The following is a 22,942-nucleotide window of genomic DNA, read 5'->3' as shown; positions in this document are numbered from 1 at the left end:
TACCGTGCGCCACCGCCGGGCCAGGCGGTGCCGGAGCAAGCCCGCTCGACGGGCCGCCCGGCTTGCTCCGGCACCGCCTAGGCGGTGTCCTGCAAGTCTGCTCGATGGGCTTCGTGATACAGGTGGTTCCCGACGGCACGGGCGAGTCACCCTCGTACTGGGCCGTACTCGGGCGATCCCGCCCGTGCCGTCAGGGGCCACCTGGGCGCGAAGACCGCGAGCTTGACTTGCAGGACACCGCCTAAGCTCGGGTCGTGGCGCGGACGTTCCGCTTGGCGGTGGCCCAGAGCGAAGTGGTCGAAGATCCGGCCGACGTGACGGCGCTGCGCGCGTCGGCGGTCCGGCTGCGCGAGCTGATGGCCGAAGCGCGGGACGCGGGCGCCCGGCTGGTGCAGTTCCCGGAAGGGGCGATCACCTACCCGCACAAGCGGGTGATGTCGGTGCACGGCCCGGAGCGGGTCGGCCCGGCCGACTGGACGCGCGCGGCGTGGCCGGTGCTGCGCGCGGAGGCCGAGGCGATCGCCGAGCTGGCCGGCCGGCTCGGGATCTGGGTCGCGTTCGGCTCGATCCACCCGCTGAGCGGCGGAAGCCGCCCGCACAACAGCCTCTACGTCGTGTCGGACACCGGAAAGCTCGTCGGCCGCTACGACAAGCGGTTCCTGTCGAACACCGAGCTGCGGTACCTCTACTCGCCCGGCACCGAGCCGCTGGTCTTCGAGGTCGACGGCGTCCGGTTCGGCTGCGCCCTGTGCATCGAGGTCAACTTCCCCGAGCTGTTCGCCGAGTACGAGCGCCTCGACGTCGACTGCGTCCTGGTGTCGGTGATGGTGGACGACGCGGCCCGGGCCACGGTCGCCCAGGCGTACGGGACGTTGTACAGCTACTGGCTCGGCTACTCGGTGCCCGCCCAGTTCGCGGCCACCGTGCCCGCCGGTGTCGTCGCGCCCGGGGGCCGGTGGATCGCGCGGGCGCCTTCGCGTCCGGAGCCCGGTCTGGCCGTCGCGGACCTCGAGCTGTCGGACCCGGACGTCGCCACGGCGGTGCAGCTGGCGCGGCCCTGGCGCCGCACCGCGCGGGCCGGGCTCTACGACAACCACGTCGTCCGCGGCAACCCGCGAAGCGACGACCGCGGCACCTTCTGACCGGCCACGCACAGCTCCCGCTGTCCCGCTGGACGAGGAATCGAATCCGTCGAATCCCGTGGCGGTCACATCACTCCCCGTGTTCGCCGCGCCCCAGCCGAGTAATCACTCGGACGTGTCATAACGGGGGGTGAACCCCCTCGAATGCCGCAACGGGCACTACTCGCCGTCGATCATCGGGGAAATGCGTCGAGCCGAAGTGGCCACTTCGAGTTGTTTGTTTTCCGGAAGATCACGTTTCGCGAACTCGGGTAACCACCGGGGATCTCGGCTTCCTTGGCAGCAAGCGCGATTTTGATAGCGTGGCCGAGCTTTCCTCCGCGGACCGAGTCACGCTCGGCCCGCCGTCGCCGCACGTTTTCGCGGCCCATTTCTTTGAAAGGACCTCGTTCATGCGCACAACCATGCTCCGAGCCGGGAGCCTGGCCGGCCTGACCGCCGTCGTCCTGGCCACCGGAGCCACCGGCGCCACCGGTGCGCTGGCCGGGGACGCCGGGGTGACCGGCTCCGCTTTCGGGGCGTCCGCCGGGGTCTCCCTGCTGCCCGGCGTGCTGAAGGATCTGGCCGGTGGCAAGGGGATCACCGTCGAGACCGGCAAGCTGGCCCCGTCGAGCAGCACCGGCCCGACCTCGGCGAACGTGGCCGACGCCCCGCTGAAGGGGCTCGTCACGGCGAAGGCCATCTCCAGCTCCGTCGTCTCCGACACGGCTTCGGTCGCGAGCAAGGCGAGCATCGTCGAGGCGACGCTGCCCGTGCTGGCCGCGGTCGCCGGCCGGGTGCCGTCGGCGCGGGTGATCAGCGCCCGCTGCGCGTCGGCCGACGGCAAGGTCGTCGGCAGCAGCGACCTGGCCGGGGTCAACCTCGGCCGGCTCGGCACGATCCCCGCGGAAGCCGCGCCCAACACGCGTCTCGGCATCCCCGGCGTGGTCGAGGTGATCGTCAACGAGCAGGACCAGCGCTACGACGGCGGCCTCGACGTGACCGCGCTGCACGTCAAGCTCCTTGGCGGCGACGTCACCGGCGCCATCGGCAGTGGTGACGTCAAGCTCGCGTCCGTTTCCTGCGGCCCGGCGAAGGAACTCGCGCCGCAGGCCCCGCCGCGTCCGCAGAACCCGGGCCAGGTCACCGTCGTGCCCGCCGGTGCCCCGCAGACCGGCGACGGCAGCCTCGCGACCGAGGGCTGAGCCGATGCGCCGCGCACTTCTCTTCGTCCTCACCGCGTTGCTGCTCGCCGGGTGCGGCGCCGCGACGCCGACCGCGGCCGGCAACCCGGCGCCCGTGCCCGCCGCGGCCGCCCCCGCCGGGCTGTCGCGGTCCCTGCCGACCGCGATCGACGTCCCCGCCATCGACGCGCAGTCGTCGCTGGTGTCGCTCGGGCTCAACGCCGACAAGACCGTCGAGGTCCCGCCGGTCGACCAGCCCCTGCAGGCCGGCTGGTACGAGTACGGGCCGACGCCCGGCGAGGTCGGCCCGGCGGTCATCCTCGGCCACATCGACGGCGACCACCAGAAGGGCATCTTCTGGCGGCTGCACGAGACGAAGGTCGGCGACCAGGTGCACGTCGACCGCGCCGACGGCGGCAAGCTCACGTTCACCGTGGCGAAGGTCGACCAGATCGCGAAGAAGGAGTTCCCGACGGAAGCCGTGTACGGGAACACGAACGAGCCGGAACTGCGGCTGATCACCTGTGGTGGCAAGTACGACGCGGCGAGCCGCAACTACCTCGACAACGTGATCGTCTACGCGAAACTGCTGAAGTAGCCCGCCGGTCGTGAGTGGTAATGAGGGTTAGAACCCGCATTACCACTCACGACCACTCGGGACGGGACGAGCCGCGCGGCACCAGGACCGTGCGGTAGCGGCCCGGCGTCGCCGACATCCGGACCTGGTCGGTGACGCCCTGGTAGTGCCCGAGCGGGGTGTCCGCGGTGAACGTCTCCGGGTCGAGGTAGGCGTGCGCCTCGCCGCGGCCGGCGGTGTCGAGCGCGTAGGCCTTGTCGAACACGCCCATGCTCAGGATCCACAGCGCGGCGCGGGTGAGCGAGACGTGCACGCGGTAGCTGCCGCCGTCGGTCGCCCGCCGCGCCAGTGCCTCGACGATCCCCGCGGTCATCAGCCACGAGACGATGTAGTCGTTGACGACGAGGATCGGCGGCAGCGCCGGGGTTTCGCCGTCGCCTTCCAGGTGCATCATGCCGGTGAGGCTGCCGGCGGTCTGGTCGAACCCGATCCGGCCGGCCCACGGCCCGTGCTCGCCGTTGAGCGACGCGGTCGCGTACACGATCCCCGGCCGGGTTTCCGCCGCCTGCTCCGCGGTCAGCCCGATCTTCGCGAGGTAGCCGGGCCTTCGGTTGGCGTAGAAGACGTCCGCGGTGCCGAGCAACTCCCGGATCTTCCGCGCACCCTCGTCGCTGTACGGGTTCACGATGGCCGACCGGGTGCCGACGTTCGCCGTCACGTAGGTGACGTCGTGCTCGAGTTCGCCCGGGCGCCACAGGTTCAGGACGTCGGCGCCGTGCAGGGCGAGCGCGCGGCCGACGCCCGCGCCCGCGATCACGTGACCCATGCCCAGCGCGCGGACGCCGGACAGCGGATCGGCGGCGCCGGCGGGCAACGGCACCGGATCGCTGTCGGCGATCTTGGTGATCTCGATCAGCGGCAGCCCGGCCAGGGTCTCCCGGTAGTGCGGCTCGGCGAGCAGCTCGATGGTGGTGCGCAGCATCGGCAGCACGGTCCCGGCCGCCACCGCGGCCTCTTCCAGCTCGATGCCCTTCCAGCCGGCGACGGCGGCGGCGACCCGGTCCGGGTCCTCCGGGACGTCGAGCAGCCGTTGCGCGGCGATCTTGATCTTCGGGTACGGGTTGAGCGGCATCACCCAGCGGTCGTCGACGGTGCGGTAGAACCGGAACCCCAGTGCCTGGCTCGGGTTGGCCGCCGCGTTCTGCGGGAAGCCGTTGACCAGCTCCCACTTCCGGTCGTAGAACGGGCACAGCCGGTGCGGTGCGACACGCAGGTCGACGCCGATGTCCTGGCCGTCACCGCCGCGCAGCCGCCAGAGTTTCGCGATCGCCGCCGACTTCGCGGCCAGTGCGATGGCCGACGCGCCGCCGAGGCGCAGCGTGCTCGGGACGACCGGGTCGGCGCCGTCGAAGGTGATCGTGCCGCCGGTGTCGGCCGGGCTCATCCCGATGCCGGCCAGCAGGTCGGCGAGCTCGGCGTGCGGGTCGAAGGCGTCGCCGGTCGCCGGGTGGGCGATCGCGTGCGCGACCCGGTCGGTGAGCGTCATCGGGAGTCCTTCCGCTGCAGGAGTTCTTCGGGGACGGGCACCAGCCGGGCGCGCAGGTACTCGCCGACGGCCTTGCCGACCTGGTCGACGCGCAGGTTCGCCGAGCCACCGGTACCGAGCAGCCCGCGCAGGACGAAGTGCACGGCCCGCAGGTGCGGGAACTCGTGCCGGACGATCTCGAGTCCGGCGGTCTCCGGCAGCAGCGTGCGGAGCCGGGCCGTGCTCAGCGTCCGCCGCAGCCACGGCCAGGCGTCCGGGTCGGCGGTCCAGACGCCGAGGTTGCAGTTGCCGCCCTTGTCGCCGCTGCGGGCGTGCGCGACCGTGCCCAGCGGCACGAACCGGGTCCCCTCCGGCTCTTCGGTGGGTTCCGGGTGCGCCGGTTGGTCCACAATGGACGTTTCCGGGGGCGCCGGGACGTCTTGTGCTTGCCCGCCGGCGAAAACCACGCGGTGCGGGACGACGTCGGCGTCGAGCACGGCGGGCCAGTAGTCGATCCGCGGCCGCGGCCGGACGGCCAGCTCGGCACCGCCGTCGTGGAAGAAGCCGGGGATGCTCTGGAGGTACAGGCTGCCGATCCGCTTCGCGAGCCCGAAGCGTTCGAGGGGTTCTTTCTCGCGGGACGTCGCCATGATCCGGACGGCCGCGGTGGCGTCCCACTGGCTGCCGGGGTCCGCGGCCGGGACGCCGATCCGCGTGACGTCGAGGTCGACGCCGTCCGCGCGGCCGAGCTGCTCGCGCAGCAGGGCGATCTTCGCGTCGACGTCGAGGCCGGTGACGTAGACGGTGTTGACGACGCTGTACCCGATCTGCCCGAACAGCGCGACCTTGGTCGTCGGGGGCGGCGGCGACCCGGTCGCGCCGGTGATCGCCACCCGGTCGGGGCCGGCCGGGGCGAGGCGGACGTCGTCGAGGTGGACGGTGACGTCGGGGTTGAGGTAGCGCGGGCCCTGGATCTCGTAGACGAGCTGGGCGGTGACGGTGTCGAGGGTGACCATGCCGCCGTCGCGGGTGTGCTTGGTGATCACGCAGCCGCCGTCCGCGGCGATCTCGGCGATCGGGAAGCCGGGCTTGGCCATGCCGGGGACGCCGGTGAAGCCGGAGAAGTTGCCGCCGACGGCCTGCGGGCCGCACTCGATGACGTGCCCGGCGACGACGGCGCCGGCGAGCCGGTCCCAGTCGCCGGCGGCCCAGCCGTGCCACCACGCGGCCGGCCCGGCGGCCAGCGACGCGTCGGTGACCCGCCCGCACACGACGACGTCGGCACCCCCGGCGAGCGCGGCGGCGATGCCGTGGCCGCCGAGGTAGGCGTTGGCGGCGATCGGCGTGGTGCCCCAGCTCGACAGCGGACGTCCGGTGTCGAGGTGGGTCAGCGGGTGCGTGGCGGCCAGCTCGTCGAGGTCGGCCAGGAGGTTGTCGCCTTCGACGTGCGCGACAGACAGCGTGACCCCGGCTTCGGCAGCGGCCGCGCGGACGGCGTCGGCGAGCCCGGCGGGGTGGAAACCGCCGGCGTTGGTGACGACCTTGACGCCTCGCTCGGCGATGGTCGCGAGGTGGGGCCGCAGCTGGTCGAGGAAGTATTCGACGTAGCCGCGCGCGGGATCGCGCCGGTGCCGCGCGGCGAGCACGGCCAGGGTGATCTCGGCGAGGTAGTCCCCGGCGAGGACGTCGACGGGGTCGCCGCCGAGGGCCTCGGCGAGCGCGGTGAAGCGGTCGCCGAGGTAGCCGGAGAAGGTGCCGATCCGGATCGCCCGGTCCCGCATCCCCGCTCCTCCCGCCGATGGCTGGTCGGTTCCGACGCTAGCCGCCCGCGGCGGGCGCGGCATCCCCGGCTCGCGCCCGGGCCGCACCTCGGCGCCTGCGCCCGCACCCGGCGGGCGGGAGCGGGCACGGAGATCGATTCACTCGTTCGGGGATCACCCGGTGTCCGCGGCTGACCTGCGGATTCAAGGTCTTTGCAAGGTTTCGCCACGGTGGCCGGGGCATCCTTGTGGGGTACGCCGGACCGGGCCGCCGAGGGGGCGGCTCCGGTCCGGCTGCGTGGCCTGCACGGCGACGTCCAAGCCGGCGCGTCGTTCGGTCACGTCCCGGACGGCGCCTGGAGAATCCACGTGCGCCCGTCGGGATCGCGGACGCTCATCTCGCGCGTCCCGAAGTGGGTGTCGGCGAACGGGCTGACGACCTCCACCGGCGCGTCGGCTTCGAAGGTGTCCTCGGCGGGGACCTTGATGACGACCTGCATCCCGGTCGGCTGGTCCGCCGGCACCTCGGCGACGAACAGGTAGGCGCCGTCGCCGTTGCGCAGCAGTCCCGAGCTGTGGTCCGTCGCGAAGTCGATCTCGAACCCGAGCGACTGGAAGAACTTGGTGGCCTTCCCCCAGTTGTGCGTCTCCAGGTACAGGGCTTCGACGCGGTCACTCTTCATCGCAGTTCTCCTTCTGAGTCGGCCGTGGCGGTGGCGAGGTACTGGCGCAGCGCCGCGGTGACGAGGGCCGACAGCGACTGTTCGGTGTCCACGGCGTGGTGCTTCACCTCACGGATCAAGTCCGTCGGCAGGTACACGTTGAACTGCTTGACGTCCTTGTCGCTCATGACAGAATGCTAGCACGCTAGCCAGCTAGACGACCAGAACGCCGTGAAGGGCACCTTCATGGCGGTTAGGTCCATGAAGGTGCCCCTCACGGCACTTCAGGTCGGGTCAGCTCGCCAGGACGACCGAGCGGGTCAGGTGGGCCGGGCGGTCCGGGTCGCGGCCCGCCGCTTCGGCGAGGGCCACGGCCAGTCGCTGGACCAGCACCAGCTCGGCCAGCGGGTCCAGCTCGCCCTGCCGCAGGTACCCGCCCGTCGCCTCGATCTGGCCGACCAGGCCCGCGTCCAGGGACGCCAGGCTCCAGACCGCCCGGCCCGGCGCGGCCACGGCGATCGGGCCGTGGCGGTACTCCATCGCCGAGTACGACTCCGTCCACCAAGCCGCCGCCTCGCGGACCTTCAGCGCCGCCTCGTTCGCCACTCCGACGTGCCAGTCCGCGCCCAGGAACGAAATCTGCGACGCCGCGAGCAGCTCCGGGGCGAGCGGTGTGGTCAAGGCCCGGGAGACGTCGGCCAGCGCCCGGTCGATCGGCAGGCCCAGGTGGGCGCGCAGGAGCAGCAGCTGCGTCGTCGGGAACCGCGTCTGGACCACCGAACGCTCGTCGGCGTACGGCAGGCAGACGACGTCGTCCGACAGCGCCGCCGCCGGTGAGTCGGCCACCGCCGTGATCGTCGTGACGCGGGTGCCCGGGCGCGTTCGTTCCAGCGCGGTCAGGATCTCCGTCGTCGTGCCGGAGCGGGTCATCGCCAGCACGCGGTCGTACGGCCGGTCGAGCTTCGCCTCCGACGCCGCGAAGACGTCGGTCAGGCCGTGGCCGGCGTCCTCCCGCAGCCGGGCGTAACTCTGCGCCATGAACCACGAGGTGCCGCAGCCGATGACGGCGACGCGCTCCCCCATCGCGGGCAACGCGGGCGCGTGCAGCGGCAGTTCCCGGACCACGCGCGCCCAGCACTCCGGCTGGCTGGTGATCTCGTCGAGGGTGTAGGACATCGTTCTCCTGAATCAGTGGCCGAGAAGGGTACGCAGTGCGGGCTGGAGACGGTCGCCGTGCGCGCGGACCAGGTCGTCGCACAGCTCCCAGATCCGCTCGACCGGCAGCGATGCCGCCGTGGCGGGGTCGGTCATCGCGGCGTGGCGGATGTGACGCGGGTCGTCCTCGATCGCCGCGCGCACGACCAGGTCGTTCATGCTCAGGTACGTCCGGTTGAGCGCCGCCAACTGCGGTGGCAGCGCGCCGATCCGCGTCGGCCGGACGCCGGTGCCGTCGACCAGGCACGGCACCTCGACCACGCCCCCGGCCGGCAGGTTCTCGATCAGGCCGCGGTTGACGACGTTGCCGTAGACCGTGCGCGGGGTGCCGGTGACGATGCTGTGGATGACCTGCGGCGCGTACTCGTTCGTGCCTTCGACGGGCAGCGGCTCGCCGGCGGCGACGGCGTGGCGCGTCCGCTCGTACTCGGCCTCGTTCTCCGCGACGATCTCCAGGTACGCCCCGACCGGCAGCCGCAGCCGCTCGATCTCGCTGTCGTGGTGCAGGTACCAGGGCACGTACTCGGCGGAGTGCTCGCTGGTCTCGGTCGGGTAGTACCCGAGCCGCCGGAACATGTCGAACCGGACGCGCCGCCGCAGCTGCTCGTCGCCCTCGGCCAGCGACGTCAGCCGCGGGTAGAGGTCGGTGCCGCCGTGCTCGAACCGCAGCACCCAGGCCTGGTGGTTGACGCCGGCCGCGACGTAGGTGACCTCGTCGAACGGCACACCGACCAGCTCGGCGAGCCCGTGCACCGTCCAGTACACCGAGTGGCACAGCCCGACGACCCGCGTCAGGCCGGTGGCCTCGCTCAGGTACTGGACGTTCATCGCCATCGGGTTGGTGTAGTTGAGCAGCCAGGCTTCCGGGCAGACGTCGGCGATGTCCGCGCCGAGTCCCTTCAGGAACGGGAAGGTCCGCAGCGCGCGGAAGATCCCGCCGATGCCGAGGGTGTCGCCGATGGTCTGGCGCAGGCCGTAGCGGGCCGGGACGGCGAAGTCGGTGCGCGTCGACTCCCCCATCCCGATCTGGACCATGTTCACGACGAAGTCCGCGTCCGCCAGGGCTTCCCGGCGGTCGGCGTGCGCGGTGAGCAGGGGTTTGACACCGCGGGCGGCGGCGATCTGCCGGGCCGCGGCCAGCGCCGTCGCCAGCCGCTCCGGGTCGATGTCGTGCAGGGCGACGTGCACGCCGTCCAGCTCGGAGTAGGTGAACAGGTCGGCGAGCAGGCCCTGGGTGAACACGACGCTGCCCGCGCCGACGAAGGTGATCTTGGGGGTGGTCATGCGTGATCCGATTCGGTGCGTTCGAGGTGGACGAGGACGTCGTCCCACGTGGCCTGGCCGGCGGTGCCGCCGCGGGCTCGGACCGAGAAGCCGCCGCAGACGACGCCGCAGCGCAGCGCCGTCCCGAGCGGCAGCCCGGCCAGGACGCCGGCGAGGAACCCGGCGTTGAAGCTGTCCCCGGCGCCGACGGTGTCGACGGCGGTCACCGGGATCCCCGGGGTGGTGGTGAGTTCGCCGTCGCGGCAGGCGAAAGCGCCGTCGGCGCCGTCCTTGACCACGACGGCCGGGCCGCGGGCGGCCAGCAGCGTGGCGGCCTCCCACGCGCCGGCCGCGCCCGTCAGCCGGCGTGCCTCGGCCGCGTTGGGCAGCAGGAAGTCCGTCTCTGAAAACAGATCCCCGACTTCCCATCGCCCGGCCGGGTCGTCGTTGGTGTCGACGGACGTGGTCGCGCCGTGCCCGCGGGCAGCGCGCAGCAGACCCGGCAACCCCGGCGCGAGCTTCGGGAGCAGGAAGTACGACGACGAGTGGACGTGCCGGCTCGCCGCGAGCAGCTCCGGCGGGACGTCGCCGGCGCCGATCGCGGCCAGGGTGCCCGGTGCGGTGACGATCGCGCGGTCGCCGTCGCGGGTCAGGACGGTCGTCAACGGCGTCGGCAAGGACGGATCGGTGTGCAACGCGCTGGTGTCGACGCCACGTTCGTCGAGGGCGTCGCGGACGAACCGGCCGCCGGCGTCGTCGCCGACGCGCCCGGCGAAGGCGACTTTCAGCCCCAGCCGGGCGGCGCCGGCGGCGGTGATGGCGCCGGAGCCGCCGAGGGTGAGCACGCCGGAGTCGGCGAGCTGCTCCCGCTGGCCGAACGCCAGGTCCGTCCGCAGTGGACCGATGATGACGTCGGGGTTGGCGTCGCCGACCACGAGCAGGTCGAAACGGTGCATGACGGCCCTAGCCCTTGAGGCCGCTGGAGGTGATGGACTGGATGAACGTCTTCTGCGCGCCGAGGAAGGCGAGCAGCACCGGCAGCACGGTGATCACGTTGCCCGCCATCACCGCGGCCCAGTTGGTGTGGTGCTGGCCCTGGAACGTCGTCAGGCCCAGCTGCAGCGTGTAGACGGTGTCGTGGTTGAGCGCGATCAGCGGCCAGGTCAGGTCGTTCCAGGTGCTCAGGAACGTCAGCACGGCCACCGTGCTCAACGCGGGCCGCGACAGCGGCAGCACGATCGTGAACAGCACGCGCAGCCGCGAGCAGCCGTCGATCCAGGCCGCTTCCTCCAGTTCCCGGGGCAGGGACAGGAAGAACTGGCGCAGCAGGAACACCGCGAACGGCGTCACCAGCGACGGCACGATGAGCGCGCCCAGGCTGTCGATCAGGCCGAGCTTTTTCATCACCAGGAACGTCGGGATCATGGTCAGCTGGAACGGGATCGCCATCGTCGCGATCATCACCGCGAGCAGCGCCCGGGACCCGGCGAACCGCATCCGCGCGAACGCGTACCCGCCGAGCGCGCCGAACAGCAGGTTCGACACCACGGTCACCGCCGACACGATCAGCGAGTTCGTGAACCAGCGCACGAACAGGGCGTTGTCGAGGACGTAGCGGTAGCCCGAGAAGTCCACGTGGGACGGCCAGAGCGCGGGCGGGAACCGGTTGATCTCGGCGTTGCTCATCACCGAGCTGAGCAGCAGCCACACCAGCGGCGCGGCGAACACCACGGCCAGCGGCACGAGCAGCAGGTGCCAGGGGCTGAAGGGCAGCCGCGGGCGGCGCAGCACGGGCAGCACCCGCGGTGCGGGCACGCTGTCGATCCGGGCGGTCATCGGAGCGCCTTCCGGGGCCGGCGGAGCAGGCGGACGGCGACCACGACGACCAGCAGCGCGACCGCGAGCACGTAGGCCGACGCCGCGCCGTAACCGGCGGTGAAGTTCTTGAACGCCTGCTCCCAGACGAAGTAGACGATCACCGTGGTGGAGCCGAGCGGGCCGCCCTTGGTCGTCACGTACACCAGGTCGAACACCTGCAGCGACGTGATCAGCTGCCACACCACCAGGAACGCCGTCACCGGCATGATCGCCGGCAGCGTGACGTGCCGCAGCACGCGCCAGGTGCCCGCACCGTCCAGCCGCGCGGCCTCCACCAGCGACGGCGGGACGTCCTGCAGCGCGGCCAGGTAGACGATGACGCAGAACCCGGTACCGCTCCACAACGTGATGGCCACGAGCACCAGCAGCGCCTGCCCCGGATCGGTCAGGAACCCTTGCGGGGACACGCCGAGGTGGTGCAGCAGCGAGTTGGCCGCGCCGAACTGCGGGTCGAGGATGAACGAGAACAGCACGCCCTGCGCCGTCGCCGAGAGCACGAACGGCACGAAGACCAGCGTCCGGTAGACGCCGATCAGCCGGATGCGCCGGTTCAGCGCCTGCGCCAGCAGGAAGCCGAAGAAGATGCTCAGCGGGACGTAGAGCACCGTGTACAGCACGGTGTTCCCGACGGCCTGGGCGAAGTTCGGGTCTTGGGCGAGCGCCGCGTAGTTGTCCCAGCCGACCCACCGGCTGGGCGTCACGAGGTCGTCGACCTGGAACGAGAGCAGCAGCGACCAGGCCACGGGCACCACGCCGAGGCCGAGGATGATGAGCACGGCGGGTGAGACGTAGGCCCACGCGGCCGCGGACTCGCGCCGACGGCGGCGTTTTGCATGTTTGTGGGCGGGGGTGACGGTGATGGGCCTCGGCAGTCCGGGCATGGCGGCTCCCTAGCGGGGGATGATCAGGGCGGCGTCGGCGGCCGCGGCGCAGTCGCGCAGCGCGTCGGCCGGGGTGGCCCGGCCGAGCAGCACGGCGACGATCGCGGTGCCGACGGCCGCCGACACCTGCGGGTAGGCCGGGTGCACCGGCCGGACCCGCGCGTGGTCCAGAGCGTCGACGAACACCGGCAGCCCCGGTGTCTCGGCGGTTTTCTCCTGCCACGCGGGCAGTTCCTGCGTCCGGCGGCTCAGCGGCAGGCTGCCGGCGCCGTCGTCCCAGCGGACGTCCTGGGCCGGGTCGGCCAGCCAGGCCAGGAACGTGCGCGCCGCCGCGACGCGCTCCTCGCCGTTGTCGAACAGCGTCCAGGTGTCCGGCCCGGAGATGGTGCCGGGACGGCCGCTGAAGCTGGGCAACGGCACGACCGCGTAGTCGACGCCGGCGTCGGCGATGTCGGGCAGCTGCCACGGCCCGGTGGGGACCATGCCGATGTGCCCGGCTTCGAACGCCTGGTACATCTGCTCGCTGCCGGACTTCGGGTCGAGGTAGACGGCCTTCGCCGCGGCGAGGTCGCGGACGACTTCCAGAGCCCGCACCCCCTGGTCCGCGAACCCGATGCCGCGGCCGCCGGCGCCGATCACGTCGCCGCCGAGGTCCCACACCATCGGCCACAGCCGCCACACGGTGTCCTCGTCGCCGGTGGCGGGCCAAGCGGTGCCGAAGGTGCCGTTGGCCGCGTCGGTGAGCTTCTTCGCCGTCTCGACGAAGTCGCCCCACGTCCAGCCCGCGGCGGGCAGCGGGATCCCGGCCCCGTCGAACAACGTCTTGTTGCACACCACGGCCAGCGAGTCGAGCAGCGCCGGGACCGCGCGCACCCGGCCGTTGACCGTCACCGCTTCCCGTGCCGGGGCCCAGAAACCGGGCCCCGCGTCGACGAGATCGGTGACGTCGACGACGCTCGGGCTGCGCGCGACGCTGGCGAGGTCCGAGCCGAAGACGTAGGCGATGTCGGGGAAGGACCCCGACGCCAGCGCCGCGGTGATCTTCTGCAGCATCGCGTCGGCGAGGACACCGCCGCCGAGATCGATGCGGATCCCCGCGTGGGTCCGGTGGAAGTCCGCGACGAGCTCGTCGAGGACCTTCTTGCCGGTGTCGGTCTGGCCGTGCCAGACCTCGACCGTCACCGGCCCGCCGTCGGTCCCGGTGGCCGCGCCGCACCCGGCCAGCGCGGTGCCGAGGGTGAGACCGCCGACGCCGCGCAGGAAACCCCGCCGGTCCATCAGCAGGTCTTGCGGACGTAGCCGGACTCGCCCTTGGGGACGACGTCGAGGTCACGGCGGACGATGCTGAGCGAGCTCCACCGGCTGCAGGCGGTCTTGAGGCCGGCGTCGGTGTACTCGATGACGATCACGTGGTCGCCGAACGCGGGCGTGAACTCGCCGCAGTTCTTCTGCTGGCCGCACTCTTCGGCGATGGCGAAGTCGAGCCCGTTGGCCTGCCGCTGGCCGGCCAGCTCGCTGGTGTTCTTCTGGCCGATCGCGAGGCCCTTTTGGTGGGCGTGCGCGGAAAGCAGGCGGATGTAGGCCTGGGCGTCGCTGTCGGAGAGCAGGCCCCGGGAGCGCGTGAAGCTGTCGTAGTTGTCCGGCTCGATCGCCTGGTAACCCCGCGCGGCGCAGTCGTCGACCCAGGCGTTGACCTTGGCCGCGACGCGCGTGCGCTTGTCCGCGGTGTGCAGGTCGAGCAGGGCCTCGTCCCAGTCCTCGTCGACGACGACGTTGCCGTTCGCGTCGCGCAGCAGCAGGTCGCCCCACTCCCCCTCGGCGCCGGGCTGGGACTGGAAAGCGTTGACGTAGCAGATGTTGTAGAGCCCGGCGGCCGGTGCGGCCGTGTGGTCGCGGCTGACGACCTTGACGCCGGACGGCGGCGTGTAGGCGCCGCCGATCTGGTAGTCGAAGCCCGCCTTCACCGGTGGCGGGGTGACCGCGGCCGGGGCGGCCGAGGCCGTGCACGCGGTACCGCCGAGGACGGCGGCCGCGAGCGCGGCACTGGCGAGGAACTGAACGCGGGAGAAGGGCATCATCGAACTCCGGATGATGGTGGGCACGACCCCGCCTCGGACCACGAGCGCGTCCTGGCGACTCAGTCCGGGCTCGCGGCGGAGGCCGACATACCGGCTGGGCGTACCTCTGACGTCGGGCGTCCGTTCCGACGTGCCCAGAAGTAAAGCGAGCAGAACCGGGCATGTCAAGTGCTCGATACTGGGGTTTCTCCGTCGTTAATGGACAGTTTCGAGCAGTCGCTGCTCAGTACGCGCCGACTCCGCGCAGCAGGGAGGCGACGAGCAGGTCCGCCGCCTCGGGGGCGCTCGACGGCTGCCGCGACGCCAGGTGCAGCAGCTGGATCACGACGTCGGACACCCAGCCCGCCGGGACGTCCGCCCGGAAGACGCCCTCCGCGGTGGCGCGCGCGATGAACGCGTCCACCTCGGCGATCACCCGCCCGCGACGGTCCTGAATGGACGGTTCGGCCCGCATCCGGGTCAGCTCGACCGGCCACTTGCGGTTGACCTCGATGATGCCTTCGGCGTAGCGGTGCAGGGCCACCGGGACCGGCGCCTCGCGCAGCCGCGCGTGGTCGACGGCCTCCTCGACCGCCGTCAGCCGGGCGTCGTAGATCGCGGCCAGCAGCTCGTCACGGGACGCGAAGTGGCGGTAGACGGTGCGGCGGTCCACGCCGGCTGCGGCGGCGATCGCGGCGACGCCGGTCGCCGGGTCCTCGGCGAGCATGCGCGCGCCCGTCGTCAGGACGGTCTCGAGGTTGCGGACCGCGTCGGCTCTCATGACCTCAAGTTACCACGTAGTTGTGACTGTAACGCAGCTTACTGTCACGCTCGGAATGCCCTAAGCCCAGTAAGCGCTACAGTGGTGTAACAAATAGGAGGCGACCGTGATCACCTACGACAAGCTCTTCATCGGCGGCGAGTGGACCGAGCCGAGCGGCCCGGACCTGCTGGACCTCGTGTCCCCGCACGACCAGGCGCCGCTCGGCCGCGTCGCGCAGGCCCTCCCGGCCGACGTCGACCGCGCCGTCGCCGCGGCCCGCGCCGCCTTCGACGACGGCGCCTGGCCGAACACCCCGCCCGCCGACCGGATCGCCGTGCTCCGCAAGCTCAACGCGCTGCGCGAGGCGCGCGCGGACGACGTCGCCGCTATCATCTCCGCCGAGAACGGCTCGGCGCTCTGGTTCACCCGAGCTGGTCAGACCGGGCTGACCCGGCAGGCGAACGCCTACCTCGAGGCCGCCGAGGCGTTCGGCTGGGAGGAGACCCTGACGCCGTCCGACCCGGGCGCGCCGGTCCGCTCGGTCGTGCGCCGGGAGGCGATCGGCGTGGTCGCCGCGATCATCCCGTGGAACTCGCCGTTCTCCGCCGCGCTGGCCAAGGTCATCCCGGCGCTGCTGGCCGGGAACACCGTGGTGCTCAAGGTTTCCCCGGAGAACTCGCTCAGCATGAACCTGCTCGCCGGGCTGCTGGCCGAGGCCGGGCTGCCGCGCGGCGTCGTCAGCGTGCTGCCGGCGGACCGCGAGACCAGCGAGTACCTGGTGAAGCACCCGGACGTCGACAAGGTCGCGTTCACCGGCTCGACCCGCGCGGGCCGCCGGATCGCTTCACTGGCCGGGGAACAGCTCAAGCGCGTCAGCCTCGAACTCGGCGGCAAGTCCGCGGCCGTCATCCTGCCCGACGCCGACCTCGGCGCGGCGATCCAGGGCCTGAAGTTCGGTTCCCTGCTCAACAACGGCGAGGCGTGCATCGCCCAGACCCGCATCCTCGCGCCGCGCGGCCGGTACGACGAGGTCGTCGCCGGGCTCAAGGAGATGGTCGAGTCGCTGCCGGTCGGCGACCCCGCCGACGAGAAGACGTTCATCGGCCCGATGGTCCGGCCCGACCAGCAGCAGCGGGTGCGCGACTACATCGCGCTCGGTGTCGAGGAAGGCGCCCGGCTCGTCACCGGCGGCGCGGACGTCCCGGCCGGGCTGGAACTCGGCAACTACGTCACGCCGACGCTGTTCGCCGACGTCTCGAACACGATGCGCATCGCCCAGGAAGAGATCTTCGGGCCGGTATTGGTCGTGATCGCCTACGACGACTCGGACGGCACCGTGGACGACGCCGTCCGCATCGCCAACGAGTCCGAATACGGGCTCTCCGGCGGAGTCTGGTCCGCGGACCGGGAGCACGCGCTCGCCGTCGCCCGCCGCCTGCGGACCGGCACCGTCACGGTCAACGGCGCACCCATCGGCTTCGACGGCCCCTTCGGCGGCTTCAAGGCCAGCGGCTTCGGCCGCGAGTACGGCGTTGTCGGGCTCACGCAGTACATCGAGTACAAGACCGTCACGGTGCCGGCGTGACCGCGCCGGTCGCCCTGGTCACGGGCGCGAACAAGGGCATCGGCCTGGCCACCGCCCGGCAGCTGGCCGAACGGGGGTTCACCGTGCTCCTCGGCAGCCGCGACGCCGGCCGCGGCGCCGCGGCCGCCCGGGAGCTGACCGGCCTCGCCGTGCGGCCCGTGGCGATCGACGTCACGGACCAGGCGTCGGTCGACGCCGCGGCCGGGTACATCGAGCGCGAATACGGCCGCCTGGACGTCCTGGTGAACAACGCGGGGCTGCTCGTGCGCAAGCACGCGACCGACGTCACCGCCGACGACCTGCGCCCCGAGTTCGAGACCAACGTGTTCGGGCTGGTCCGGGTGATCCACGCGATGCTGCCGCTGCTGCGGGAGTCGCCGTCGCCGCGGATCGTCAACGTGGCGAGCAACTCCGCGATCTTCGCGAAGGCCACCGAACCGGGGTCGATGTTCGCCCGCTCGCACGAGTCGTTCGCCTACTCGGCGACGAAGGCCGCGGTGAACATGCTGACCGTCAAGTACGCCAACGCTTTCCTCGACGACCCGGCACTGGCGCACGTGAAGGTCAACGCCGTCACGCCGGGCTACGTCGCCACCGACCTGAACGGCTTCCGGGGCGTCCGCACGACCGACGAGGGCGCGCGGGTTTCCGTCCACTGGGCCACGATCGGCGACGACGGCCCGACCGGCGGGTTCTTCGACGAGGACGGGCCGCTGCCGTGGTGATCAGCCGCGCGCGGGCACGGCGCTGGTGTGGGTGAACTCGACGGTCGAGAGCATCGAGGTGTCCGAAGCGGGGGTGCGCTGCCGGCCGAACGTGAGCACCTTCGCCGGCTCCACCGCGAAGATCAGGGCGTCGTTGCCGCCCTGGCGCAGGCCGTCGTCGCCCACCTCGTACTTCCAGCTGCCGTCCCACTTCTCCAGGTACGCGGCGGCGAGCCGTTCGAGGGTCGGGCGGTCGGTGACGCGCCGCGCCTCGCCCTCGACCATGACGTCGAGGCCGTCGTCCCAGCTGTTGCGGCCGGTCGTCAGCACGACGTGCGGGTTCGCGGTCAGGTTGAGGCACTTCTGTTCGGTGGCCCCGGTCCCGAAGCAGAGCTTGCCGTCCAGCCACACCGCGACCAGCGGCGTGACGTGCGGGCGGCCGTCCGCGCGGACGGTGGTGAGCCAGCTGATCTGCGCGGTTTCGAGCACTTCCCGCGTCGTGGCCCAGTCGGTGGGCCGCGCGCCGGGGTCGCTGAACCGGTCGTCGAGGCGGATCGTCGGGTCGTTCATCGGTGAACTCCGATCATCAGTGGGTGGCGGAAGCGGTGTAGGCGGCCTCCATCCGGGCCGCGACGGTGGGACCGTCCGGCACTGGGCCACGACGGGCACCCGGCCCGAGGTGGGTTTCCCGCAGTTCGTCCATGAAGGCGTCCCACAGCGGCGGGCCGCCGGCGGTGAGCACCCCGGCGCGGGCGGCGTAGGCGTCACCCACCGGGAGGTGGCGGACGCCCCAGGTGCTGAGCTGGACCAGCACGGGCACCAGCTCGATCGCCTGCTCGGTGAGGCTGTAGGTGACCTTCTGCTTGTGCGTGGGATCGCCGGCCCGGGTCAGCATCCCGTGCTCGACGAGCACGGCGAGCCGGTCGGCGAGGACGTTCGACGAGATCCGCTCGGGCCCGCCGAGCAGCTCGCGGAAGTGCCGCGCGCCGGCGAAAACGACGTCACGCAACACGAGCAGGGTCCAGCGGTCGCCGAAGATCTCCAGCGACAGGTTGATCGGACAGCCCGACCTCGTGTCCTTGCGCACTGCTCTCACCTCAGGACTGGTTGCATTACCGCACCAGTATGACGCACGACACTGGCGGTAGCAAATCGGCGGCGATGAGGCCATCTTGAGGGGTGCGGCGCCGAACGGGCCGCGCAGAGCCGAAGGGGTTCCGATGCCGGACATGAAGCTCGAGATCGTCGTCCTCCCCGTCTCCGACGTCGACCGGGCCAAAGCCTTCTACACGGCGCTCGGCTGGCGGGAAGACGCCGACTTCCCGGGCGCGGGCGGGTTCCGGGTGATCCAGCTGACGCCGCCGGGGTCACCCGCCTCCGTGATCTTCGGCAGCGGGATCACCGACGCCACACCGGGTTCCGCCCAGGGGCCGGCGGCGTCTTCCACCACGCCGCACCGAAGCGCGAGTCAGCGACCCGGAGCCGGACCACATCAGCTACGCGTCGCGCCTCGTTCAGCGATCCGGACGGCAACGGGCTGAGTGCTCCAGGAGATCACCACGCGGCTGCCGGGTCGGGTGACCGACGTGACGTTCTCGTCCGCTGCCGAGCTGGCCTGCGTGGTACGCCGAATACCTGGTGCGGCACGGGCTTTCGGGTACGTGAGCCGCGGTCAGCGGTAGGGGCGGAAGAACTCCCGCAGCTCCCGGGCGTAGACCTCCGGCTCCTCGAACGCGGCGAAGTGCCCGCCGTGCTCGGGTTCGGTGACGCGCACGGTGTTCGCCGTCCGCTCCAGCCACGCCCGCGGCGGCCGCACGACGTCGCCGCGGAACAACGCGAACCCGGACGGCACTTCCACCCGGCGGGCGAGCTGCTCGGCCGGGATCGCCGAGTTCGCGTGGTACATCCGCATCGACGAGCCGATCGTGCCGGTCAGCCAGTAGATCATGACGTTGGTCAGGATCTCGTCCTTCGTGTAGCTCCGCTCGATGTCACCGCCGGTGTCGCTCCAGCTCTGCAGCTTTTCGACGATCCACGCGGCCAGCCCGGCCGGCGAGTCGTTGAGGGCCGCCGCCGCCGTTTGCGGCTTCGTGCGGTGCATCGCGGCGTACGCGCCCTCCGTCGCGCCCCACGCCGCGACGGTCTCGAACCACGCGAGCTCCTCCGGCGCCAGCTCCGCCCGGTCGCCCGAGAAGATCGGGAGGCCCGCGTCCGTGCGGTGGACCGCCACCACCCGGTCCGGGTGGTCGAGCGCGAGGTACCGGCTGACGTGGCTGCCCACGTCCCCGCCCGCCGCGCCGAACCGCGCGTAACCCAAGCCCGCCATCAGTTCCGCCCACAACCCGGCGACGGCGATGGAGTCCAGCGGCGGCCCGGCCGGCCGGTCGGAGTAGCCGAAGCCCGGCATGTCGGGCACGACCACGTCGAACGCGTCGGCGGGGTCACCACCGTGCGCGCCCGGGTCGGTCAGCAGCGGGATCACCTTGCTGTAGCGCCAGAACGAGTCCGGCCAGCCGTGGCTGAGCACGAGCGGGAACGCGGGCCCGGCCGCCTTCGCGTGCACGAAGTGGATGCCGAGGCCGCCGACCGGGGCCCGGAACCGGGGCAGCTCCCCCAGCTCGGCTTCCCGTGCGGGCCAGTCGAACCCGTCCGCCCAGTAGGCGACCAGCTCGCGGAGGTAGCCGACGTCGGTCCCGAGCGACCACCCGGCGTCCTCCGGCGAGTCCGGGAAGCGGGTCGCGCGCAGCCGCGCGCGCAGGTCGTCGAGCACCGCGGGCTCGGTCTTCGGGGCGAACGGCTCAGGCGTGATCTCCGGCATGCCCGCACCCTACGACCCGATCCGGCGGCCAAGATCCCACCCGAAGATATTCCTTGACAAGAATATTCTTGGAAGTGAATACTTCAGGGCATGGACGAGATCGCGGCAGCACTGGGAGACGGAGCGCGGTGGCGCATCGTGGAGCTCCTCGCGGAGCGGCCGCGGTCCGTCGGCGAGCTGGCCGAGAGCACCGGCCTGCGGCAACCGCAGACCACCAAGCACCTGCAGACCCTCGCCCGCGCCGGCCTCGTCACCATGGCTCCGCTCGGGCAGCGCCGGGTCTACGCGCTCGAAGCGGGCCCGCTCGCCGCTCTCGAAGCGCGGCTGCGGGAACTGGTCGGCGCCATCGAGGCGCACGCCGACACCCGGGACGTCCTGGCGCGCTATCAAGCCGCGATCGAGGCGGAGACCGCCGCCGCGGACCGGCGGCGGTGGGCGGACGGGCGCACCTTCTCCTTCGACCGCGTCCTGCCGGTGGCCCCGGACGTCGTCTGGCGGCACTGGGTCGACCCGGACCTGCTCGCGTCGTGGTGGGCGCCGCCGTCGCTGACGATCACCGAGTGCGTCCTCGAGCCGGCACCCGGCGGGCGCGTCGTGCTCGACTACCGCGACGCCGAAGGGCACTACCGCTCCGCAGGACGGGTCCACGCCGCCGACGGACCCGAGCACCTCGCGTTCGAGCTCTCGGTGCTCGACGCGGCCGGGCAGGTCTCCTTCACCGGCCACTACGACCTGACGCTGACCGCGGACCCGGGCGGCACCCGCCTGCGGCTCGGCCTGCGCATCACCGAAACGACCGTCGAGGCCGCCGCGTTCGTCGCCGGGATCGAAACCGGCTGGGGCCAGGTGCTCGACCACCTCACCGCAACACTCACCCGACAAGAAGGACCACGCTCATGACCAGCACGACCGGCCGCAAGGTCACCGCGAACATCGCCCTCACCCTCGACGGGCACTACAACGGCCCCGCCGGCCCCGCCGACTTCGGCGCCATCGCCCCGTACGTGACCACCGACGTCGCCCGGGACCACATGACCCGCATCTGGGAGAACGCGACGACGGCGGTGCTCGGCCGCAACAACGCCGAAGGCTTCCTCGGCTTCTGGCCGTCGGTGGCCGGGGACGAGAACGCCGACCCGCGCGACCGCGGCTACGCGAAGTGGCTCGTCGACACGGAGAAGGTCGTCCTGTCGACCACCCTGACCGAGGCGCCGTGGGAGCGCGCCCGCGTCGTGAACGCCCCCGCGGCCGACGTCGTCACCGACCTCAAGACCACCGGCGCGGGCGAGATCCTCGTCAACAGCAGCGCGAGCGTCATCAAGCCGCTCCTCGCGGCGGACCTGATCGACCGGCTCTACCTGCTGATCTGCCCCGAGATCACCGGTGGCGGCGGCCGCCTGTTCGAGGACGGCCTGCCCGCGAGCAAATGGACGCTCGCCCGCCACGAAGCCGGGGCGCTGGGCGAAACCGCCGTGATCTACGACCGCGTGCGCTGAACCGGCGGCTTCACCCGAAGCGCTTTGTCGACGCGGCGGGGGTGTCGCGCCCCGATCACCCGACCGGGGCGGGAAGCCGAGTGAAAGATCACCATCCGGATTGCCGGGTTCCGGAGCCGGTGGCAGCGTCGGACGCGCCCGAACGCACACCACCACCACGAAACCCGGGAGCCCGGTATGACGACGACCGAAATGCCTGCCGTCCACGAGTGCACCGTCAGCGGCTGTTCCTACAACGACGACGGTTGCCACGCCTTCGCGATCACCGTCGGCGGCGACAACGGCTCGGCCGACTGCGGCACCTTCGTGCCGCTGAACACCAAGGGCGGCCTCGACCGCGTCACCGCGCAGGTCGGCGCCTGCTCCCGCGCGGACTGCCGGCACAACGCGGCGCTGGAGTGCACCGCTTCGAGCGTCCGGATCGGCGCCGGCGGCGGCACGGCGAACTGCCTGACCTACCAGAAGTAGGCCGGCCCCGGGTGGACGCCGCGCGTCCACCCGGGACACCTCACCCGACCGGCTTCCCGTCCCGGGTCGAGGTCACTCGCGAACGCGGTGCGCCGGTGGCTCACCGTTCGGGGTCCCCCATGCCGCGTGCTGCCACGCGTCCTCGGCGTCCATAGTGGACAGTGCGGCGTCGGTGCGACCCGCGCCGCCGGAGCCGATCACCCGTGTCAGCGGGCCAGCCACTCCGCCAGCCGGGTCTCCGCGACCTGCGCGCCCGGCCCCGGCAGGAGGCTGTCCTTCTCCAGCAGCGTCCCGAAATAGCGTGCCCGCGGGTCGGAGACGACCTCGCGCGCGTCGGATCGCGCGGCCAGCACCGTGCGGACCCACTCGTCGAGGCCGAACACCTCCGGGCCGCCGATCTCGATCGTGCCGCCGACCGGCGCACCGGCCGCGGCCCGGCCGACCGCCGCGGCCACCTCGGCGGCCGCGACCGGCTGGACCCCGCCGCTGGGCAGGCGCACGACGCCGTCCGTCGTCGCGGTGTCCGCGATGCCGCCGGCGAACTCGAAGAACTGGGTCGCGCGCACGATCGTGTAAGGCAGGCCGGCGTCCTCGATCAGCGCTTCCTGCGCGACTTTCGCCCGCAGGTAGCCGGACTCGGGCAGCCGCTCCGAGCCGACCACGGAGAGCGCGACGTAGTGCCCGACCCCGGCTTCTTCGGCGGCGTCGACGAGGTTTCCGGTCGCGGTGCGGAAGAACGCCATGACGTCGTCGTCCGCGAACGACGGCGAATTCGACACGTCGACCAGGACGTCCGCGCCCTGGAGCACTTCCTTCAGCCCTTCGCCGGTGATCGTGTCCACGCCGGTGCTGGGCGCGGCGGGCACCGCCTGGTGGCCGTGCTCCCCCAGCCGGGCCACGACGGTCGAGCCGATGAGTCCGGTACCGCCGATGACGACGATCTTCATGGTGTTCCTTTCGTCGGTGGTGTTCGTCAGGGAAGACA

The 22,942-nt window shown here is 72.0% G+C and carries 25 protein-coding genes; 9 read left to right on the top strand and 16 right to left on the bottom strand.

The window, feature by feature from the left end:
* Positions 1 to 254: 254 nt before the first annotated feature.
* The 3 genes from OG439_RS10120 to OG439_RS10110 all read left to right on the top strand — a co-directional run bounded on the left by OG439_RS10120 (position 255) and on the right by OG439_RS10110 (position 2,903).
* Complete coding sequence (locus tag OG439_RS10120; RefSeq protein ID WP_326949113.1) at positions 255 to 1,142, top strand: carbon-nitrogen hydrolase family protein; 888 nt, start codon at positions 255 to 257, stop codon at positions 1,140 to 1,142.
* Positions 1,143 to 1,534: 392 nt separating this feature from the next.
* Positions 1,535 to 2,326 carry a choice-of-anchor P family protein gene (locus OG439_RS10115; RefSeq protein ID WP_326949112.1) on the top strand — a complete coding sequence of 264 codons (792 nt, stop codon included), beginning with the start codon at positions 1,535 to 1,537 and terminating at the stop codon, positions 2,324 to 2,326.
* Positions 2,327 to 2,330: 4 nt separating this feature from the next.
* Positions 2,331 to 2,903 carry a class F sortase gene (locus tag OG439_RS10110; protein WP_326949111.1) on the top strand — a complete coding sequence of 191 codons (573 nt, stop codon included), beginning with the start codon at positions 2,331 to 2,333 and terminating at the stop codon, positions 2,901 to 2,903.
* 46 nt (positions 2,904 to 2,949) lie between these two features.
* Here the strand turns inward: OG439_RS10110 and OG439_RS10105 are convergent, their stop codons facing one another.
* From OG439_RS10105 to OG439_RS10050, 12 genes are all read right to left on the bottom strand, one after another.
* On the bottom strand, positions 2,950 to 4,428 hold the full coding sequence (locus OG439_RS10105; protein WP_326949110.1) for a CoA transferase: 1,479 nt from the start codon (positions 4,426 to 4,428) through the stop codon (positions 2,950 to 2,952).
* Positions 4,425 to 6,188: an acyclic terpene utilization AtuA family protein gene (locus OG439_RS10100; RefSeq protein ID WP_326949109.1), complete on the bottom strand. Its 1,764-nt coding sequence runs from the start codon at positions 6,186 to 6,188 to the stop codon at positions 4,425 to 4,427. The genes OG439_RS10105 and OG439_RS10100 overlap by 4 nt, the downstream gene beginning before the upstream one ends.
* Before the next feature lie 317 nt (positions 6,189 to 6,505).
* Positions 6,506 to 6,850, bottom strand: a complete 345-nt coding sequence (locus tag OG439_RS10095) for a VOC family protein (RefSeq protein WP_326949108.1) — start codon at positions 6,848 to 6,850, stop codon at positions 6,506 to 6,508.
* Positions 6,847 to 7,017 carry a ribbon-helix-helix domain-containing protein gene (locus OG439_RS10090; RefSeq protein ID WP_326949107.1) on the bottom strand — a complete coding sequence of 57 codons (171 nt, stop codon included), beginning with the start codon at positions 7,015 to 7,017 and terminating at the stop codon, positions 6,847 to 6,849. The genes OG439_RS10095 and OG439_RS10090 overlap by 4 nt, the downstream gene beginning before the upstream one ends.
* Positions 7,018 to 7,123: 106 nt before the next feature.
* Positions 7,124 to 8,005 carry an SIS domain-containing protein gene (locus OG439_RS10085; protein ID WP_326949106.1) on the bottom strand — a complete coding sequence of 294 codons (882 nt, stop codon included), beginning with the start codon at positions 8,003 to 8,005 and terminating at the stop codon, positions 7,124 to 7,126.
* A 12-nt stretch (positions 8,006 to 8,017) separates the two neighbouring features.
* Entirely contained in the window at positions 8,018 to 9,328 is a 1,311-nt protein-coding gene (locus tag OG439_RS10080; RefSeq protein WP_326949105.1) for an alpha-glucosidase/alpha-galactosidase, read from the bottom strand.
* Positions 9,325 to 10,263 carry a carbohydrate kinase family protein gene (locus OG439_RS10075; RefSeq protein WP_326949104.1) on the bottom strand — a complete coding sequence of 313 codons (939 nt, stop codon included), beginning with the start codon at positions 10,261 to 10,263 and terminating at the stop codon, positions 9,325 to 9,327. Before OG439_RS10075 ends, OG439_RS10080 begins: the two co-directional genes overlap by 4 nt.
* 7 nt (positions 10,264 to 10,270) lie before the next feature.
* Positions 10,271 to 11,143: a carbohydrate ABC transporter permease gene (locus OG439_RS10070; protein WP_326949103.1), complete on the bottom strand. Its 873-nt coding sequence runs from the start codon at positions 11,141 to 11,143 to the stop codon at positions 10,271 to 10,273.
* Positions 11,140 to 12,066: a carbohydrate ABC transporter permease gene (locus OG439_RS10065; protein WP_326949102.1), complete on the bottom strand. Its 927-nt coding sequence runs from the start codon at positions 12,064 to 12,066 to the stop codon at positions 11,140 to 11,142. The genes OG439_RS10070 and OG439_RS10065 overlap by 4 nt, the downstream gene beginning before the upstream one ends.
* Positions 12,067 to 12,075: 9 nt before the next feature.
* Positions 12,076 to 13,344: an ABC transporter substrate-binding protein gene (locus tag OG439_RS10060; protein WP_326949101.1), complete on the bottom strand. Its 1,269-nt coding sequence runs from the start codon at positions 13,342 to 13,344 to the stop codon at positions 12,076 to 12,078.
* Positions 13,344 to 14,168, bottom strand: a complete 825-nt coding sequence (locus tag OG439_RS10055) for an endo alpha-1,4 polygalactosaminidase (protein WP_326949100.1) — start codon at positions 14,166 to 14,168, stop codon at positions 13,344 to 13,346. The genes OG439_RS10060 and OG439_RS10055 overlap by 1 nt, the downstream gene beginning before the upstream one ends.
* Positions 14,169 to 14,367: 199 nt before the next feature.
* Complete coding sequence (locus tag OG439_RS10050) at positions 14,368 to 14,904, bottom strand: TetR/AcrR family transcriptional regulator (RefSeq protein WP_326949099.1); 537 nt, start codon at positions 14,902 to 14,904, stop codon at positions 14,368 to 14,370.
* 106 nt (positions 14,905 to 15,010) lie between these two features.
* On the opposite strand from OG439_RS10050, the gene OG439_RS10045 reads away from it, so the two are divergent.
* Complete coding sequence (locus tag OG439_RS10045; protein WP_326949098.1) at positions 15,011 to 16,471, top strand: aldehyde dehydrogenase; 1,461 nt, start codon at positions 15,011 to 15,013, stop codon at positions 16,469 to 16,471.
* Positions 16,468 to 17,196: an SDR family NAD(P)-dependent oxidoreductase gene (locus tag OG439_RS10040; protein WP_326949097.1), complete on the top strand. Its 729-nt coding sequence runs from the start codon at positions 16,468 to 16,470 to the stop codon at positions 17,194 to 17,196. The genes OG439_RS10045 and OG439_RS10040 overlap by 4 nt, the downstream gene beginning before the upstream one ends.
* Here the strand turns inward: OG439_RS10040 and OG439_RS10035 are convergent, their stop codons facing one another.
* Positions 17,197 to 17,745: a pyridoxamine 5'-phosphate oxidase family protein gene (locus OG439_RS10035; protein WP_326949096.1), complete on the bottom strand. Its 549-nt coding sequence runs from the start codon at positions 17,743 to 17,745 to the stop codon at positions 17,197 to 17,199. It lies immediately after the preceding gene.
* A 16-nt stretch (positions 17,746 to 17,761) separates the two neighbouring features.
* A complete protein-coding gene (locus tag OG439_RS10030; protein ID WP_326949095.1) occupies positions 17,762 to 18,262 on the bottom strand; it encodes a winged helix-turn-helix transcriptional regulator in 501 nt (166 codons plus the stop codon).
* A 133-nt stretch (positions 18,263 to 18,395) separates the two neighbouring features.
* On the opposite strand from OG439_RS10030, the gene OG439_RS10025 reads away from it, so the two are divergent.
* Positions 18,396 to 18,716 (top strand): VOC family protein, encoded by a 321-nt coding sequence (locus tag OG439_RS10025; protein WP_326949094.1) that lies wholly within the window; start codon positions 18,396 to 18,398, stop codon positions 18,714 to 18,716.
* Between the two features lie 131 nt (positions 18,717 to 18,847).
* Here OG439_RS10025 and OG439_RS10020 read toward each other — a convergent pair whose 3' ends face one another.
* Entirely contained in the window at positions 18,848 to 19,993 is a 1,146-nt protein-coding gene (locus OG439_RS10020) for an epoxide hydrolase family protein (protein ID WP_247051284.1), read from the bottom strand.
* Between the two features lie 90 nt (positions 19,994 to 20,083).
* Here OG439_RS10020 and OG439_RS10015 point away from each other — a divergent pair, with 90 nt between their 5' ends.
* The 3 genes from OG439_RS10015 to OG439_RS10005 all read left to right on the top strand — a co-directional run bounded on the left by OG439_RS10015 (position 20,084) and on the right by OG439_RS10005 (position 21,957).
* Positions 20,084 to 20,893, top strand: a complete 810-nt coding sequence (locus OG439_RS10015; RefSeq protein ID WP_326949093.1) for a metalloregulator ArsR/SmtB family transcription factor — start codon at positions 20,084 to 20,086, stop codon at positions 20,891 to 20,893.
* Positions 20,890 to 21,489 carry a dihydrofolate reductase family protein gene (locus OG439_RS10010; protein ID WP_326949092.1) on the top strand — a complete coding sequence of 200 codons (600 nt, stop codon included), beginning with the start codon at positions 20,890 to 20,892 and terminating at the stop codon, positions 21,487 to 21,489. The genes OG439_RS10015 and OG439_RS10010 overlap by 4 nt, the downstream gene beginning before the upstream one ends.
* A gap of 177 nt (positions 21,490 to 21,666) precedes the next feature.
* Positions 21,667 to 21,957 (top strand): DUF1540 domain-containing protein, encoded by a 291-nt coding sequence (locus OG439_RS10005; protein WP_247051281.1) that lies wholly within the window; start codon positions 21,667 to 21,669, stop codon positions 21,955 to 21,957.
* Positions 21,958 to 22,163: 206 nt separating this feature from the next.
* Here OG439_RS10005 and OG439_RS10000 read toward each other — a convergent pair whose 3' ends face one another.
* Positions 22,164 to 22,904, bottom strand: a complete 741-nt coding sequence (locus OG439_RS10000) for an SDR family oxidoreductase (protein WP_326949091.1) — start codon at positions 22,902 to 22,904, stop codon at positions 22,164 to 22,166.
* Between the last annotated feature and the right edge of the window lie 38 nt (positions 22,905 to 22,942).

Source organism: Amycolatopsis sp. NBC_01307 (assembly GCF_035975215.1).
Classification (GTDB): domain Bacteria; phylum Actinomycetota; class Actinomycetes; order Mycobacteriales; family Pseudonocardiaceae; genus Amycolatopsis.
The sequence above is the reverse complement of the archived record's forward strand: the minus strand, read 5'-3'. Positions and strand labels throughout refer to the sequence as shown.

Excerpts from the sequence above, each read along its gene's own strand:
- OG439_RS10050 (WP_326949099.1), bottom strand. The coding sequence starts at position 14,904 with ATGAGAGCCGACGCGGTCCGCAACCTCGAGACCGTCCTGACGACGGGC.
- OG439_RS10060 (WP_326949101.1), bottom strand. The coding sequence starts at position 13,344 with ATGGACCGGCGGGGTTTCCTGCGCGGCGTCGGCGGTCTCACCCTCGGC.
- OG439_RS10075 (WP_326949104.1), bottom strand. The coding sequence starts at position 10,263 with ATGCACCGTTTCGACCTGCTCGTGGTCGGCGACGCCAACCCCGACGTC.
- OG439_RS10115 (WP_326949112.1), top strand. The coding sequence starts at position 1,535 with ATGCGCACAACCATGCTCCGAGCCGGGAGCCTGGCCGGCCTGACCGCC.
- OG439_RS10020 (WP_247051284.1), bottom strand. The coding sequence starts at position 19,993 with ATGCCGGAGATCACGCCTGAGCCGTTCGCCCCGAAGACCGAGCCCGCG.
- OG439_RS10110 (WP_326949111.1), top strand. The coding sequence starts at position 2,331 with ATGCGCCGCGCACTTCTCTTCGTCCTCACCGCGTTGCTGCTCGCCGGG.
- OG439_RS10085 (WP_326949106.1), bottom strand. The coding sequence starts at position 8,005 with ATGTCCTACACCCTCGACGAGATCACCAGCCAGCCGGAGTGCTGGGCG.
- OG439_RS10035 (WP_326949096.1), bottom strand. The coding sequence starts at position 17,745 with ATGAACGACCCGACGATCCGCCTCGACGACCGGTTCAGCGACCCCGGC.
- OG439_RS10000 (WP_326949091.1), bottom strand. The coding sequence starts at position 22,904 with ATGAAGATCGTCGTCATCGGCGGTACCGGACTCATCGGCTCGACCGTC.
- OG439_RS10010 (WP_326949092.1), top strand. The coding sequence starts at position 20,890 with ATGACCAGCACGACCGGCCGCAAGGTCACCGCGAACATCGCCCTCACC.
- OG439_RS10025 (WP_326949094.1), top strand. The coding sequence starts at position 18,396 with ATGCCGGACATGAAGCTCGAGATCGTCGTCCTCCCCGTCTCCGACGTC.
- OG439_RS10090 (WP_326949107.1), bottom strand. The coding sequence starts at position 7,017 with ATGAGCGACAAGGACGTCAAGCAGTTCAACGTGTACCTGCCGACGGAC.
- OG439_RS10080 (WP_326949105.1), bottom strand. The coding sequence starts at position 9,328 with ATGACCACCCCCAAGATCACCTTCGTCGGCGCGGGCAGCGTCGTGTTC.
- OG439_RS10105 (WP_326949110.1), bottom strand. The coding sequence starts at position 4,428 with ATGACGCTCACCGACCGGGTCGCGCACGCGATCGCCCACCCGGCGACC.
- OG439_RS10070 (WP_326949103.1), bottom strand. The coding sequence starts at position 11,143 with ATGACCGCCCGGATCGACAGCGTGCCCGCACCGCGGGTGCTGCCCGTG.
- OG439_RS10005 (WP_247051281.1), top strand. The coding sequence starts at position 21,667 with ATGACGACGACCGAAATGCCTGCCGTCCACGAGTGCACCGTCAGCGGC.
- OG439_RS10015 (WP_326949093.1), top strand. The coding sequence starts at position 20,084 with ATGGACGAGATCGCGGCAGCACTGGGAGACGGAGCGCGGTGGCGCATC.
- OG439_RS10100 (WP_326949109.1), bottom strand. The coding sequence starts at position 6,188 with ATGCGGGACCGGGCGATCCGGATCGGCACCTTCTCCGGCTACCTCGGC.
- OG439_RS10065 (WP_326949102.1), bottom strand. The coding sequence starts at position 12,066 with ATGCCCGGACTGCCGAGGCCCATCACCGTCACCCCCGCCCACAAACAT.
- OG439_RS10095 (WP_326949108.1), bottom strand. The coding sequence starts at position 6,850 with ATGAAGAGTGACCGCGTCGAAGCCCTGTACCTGGAGACGCACAACTGG.